Source organism: Pararhizobium sp. DWP1-1-3, assembly GCF_049896125.1.
Lineage (GTDB): Bacteria > Pseudomonadota > Alphaproteobacteria > Rhizobiales > Rhizobiaceae > Pararhizobium.
In genome coordinates this window covers 1-1517 of record NZ_JAFCTR010000040.1, presented here as the reverse complement: position 1 = coordinate 1517, position 1517 = coordinate 1, and the positions used below count along the sequence as shown (strand labels likewise).

1 pseudogene is annotated in these 1517 nt (G+C 62.9%); it reads left to right on the top strand.

The features are described 5' to 3' along the window. Positions 1-1517: pseudogene (locus ACP7BS_RS29650) on the top strand (type I secretion C-terminal target domain-containing protein); the annotation flags it as partial.

Genomic DNA, 1517 nt, shown 5'->3' with positions numbered 1-1517 from the left:
CTGACGGCTGTTGCCACGGGTGCGCTGAACATTCGTTGGGGTGCGGATAACGCCGACAGCGACCTGGGTGGCAATGGCGACCGCTCGGTTGCGTTCACCGCCACGAACAACACCCCCGCTGTCGTGGTCTCGGGCGCCCATGGCGCAACGCTGACCTCGCTTGGTCTGGCTGTCACGATGACAGTTCTGTCGAACGGCGTGCTGGTCGGCTATACCGGCGGACCGGCTCCGGTGGCGATCAATGGTGCCAATGTCGTCTTCCATGCGTCTCTTTCGGACGACAATAGCGGTGCCTACACGTTCACGCTGGTCAAGCCGCTCGATCATGCGGCCGGCGACGGAACCAATGGCGAGAACAACCTGTCGCTGACCTTCGGCTACACCGCCAAGGATAGCGATGGCGATAGCGTTACCGGCTCGTTCACGGTCGATGTCAAAGACGATACCGCCGAGATCGGCACGCCGTTTGCAGGCGGTGTCGTGGAGGAAGAGCAGTCGCAGGTTGCCGGCAATGGCAACGAAGACGGCAACGGCAGCGGCGATGACGACGGGATATTCAATCTCGGCCGCACCACGCATCAGACCGGCGGCACGCTGGCGATCTCCTGGGGTTCGGACAAGGCCAATGACGGCAATGGCCAGCCTGGCGACCGCTCGGTCCAGTTCGGCCCGGACGCCGTTGGCACTCTGACCACATTGAACCTCACCTCCGATGGCGATGCGATCAAGTACACAACGGTCACCGTTTCGGGCCAGCAGATCCTGCTTGCCTATACCGGCGCGACGGCTCCAACGGCTGTTCCGGCCAATAGCGCCGCAGCGCTTGCCGCCAACATCGTGTTCTCGGTTGCGCTGTCGGATGGTGGCAACGGCTCCTATGCCTTTACCCTCTATGACACGCTGGATCATCAGGGCTCGGCCCAGGGCGAAGACAACCAGTTACTGACCTTCCAGTTCACCGCCACCGACTCGGATGGCGACACAACCGAGCCAAAAACCTTCTCGGTCAGCGTGATCGACGACACGCCGGTGGCAATTGGCACCATCCTGCCGCGCTTTGTCGAAGAAGAAGAGCTTTCGGGCGGTAACGAGGATACGGCATCCGGCCCCTCCGGGGCGGATGCCGACTTCAGCGTCCTTGGTCATCTTTTTGATGTAACCGGCAAGTCCGCCGGTGGCCCGCTCAACATCTTCTGGGGTGGCGACGACGGCAACAAACTTGTCAACGGCGGCTACACCGGTAGCCAGATTGCCGGCGATCTGTCGGTTGTGTTTGCCGATGGCACCGGCGCTGACCGGGTCCTGACGGCAATGCAGGCTGGCGAGTTCCTCTCGATCAGCGGTGGTGCCGGTTCGGTTGCGCTTGGCGCTCTGACGTCGGCCGGCCAGCCGGTCACCTTCTCGCTGTCTGCCAACGGCACGGTGCTGACGGCTTCGGCCGGCGGCCAGACGGTGTTCACCGTCACCCTGTCGGACGCTGGAAGCGGCAGTTACGAGTTCGACCTCAAGGGCGTGCT